The sequence below is a fragment of the Cupriavidus sp. 8B genome (assembly GCF_054589115.1).
Genome location: NZ_BAAILO010000497.1, coordinates 1 through 325, shown reverse-complemented (window position 1 = coordinate 325; position 325 = coordinate 1). Strand labels below are relative to the sequence as shown.

General features: G+C 64.3%; 1 pseudogene. It reads right to left on the bottom strand.

The window, feature by feature from the left end:
• Nucleotides 1-246, bottom strand: a pseudogene (locus ACYP5B_RS45445) (ATPase); the annotation flags it as partial.
• Nucleotides 247-325: the final 79 nt, after the last annotated feature.

The following is a 325-nucleotide window of genomic DNA, read 5'->3' as shown; positions in this document are numbered from 1 at the left end:
GAGCAAAAGCAACCGCTTGCGCTGGGAAGATGCACCGGGCTTCTTCAGCAGTGCTCCCGCGCCGGCTTGCGCGGCCAACGCTTCCAGCGCAAAAGGCAGGTGCGTGATCCGGCGGTCGGTCGGCAACAAGGCCATCAGTTCCGGAGCGTTGCCCACCAGCTTGAAGTCCCCGTCGCACTTCGTCGGGAAATCGGCCGCAAGCTGGGCGAGCGTCTTCTCGTCGTGCACCACCTGATCGAAGCCCACGCGGGGGCGGCCTTTGACGATGCCGCAGACCAGATAGATAGGTGGCTGGCTAGGCGCGTCCAGGCGGAACACAAAGAAG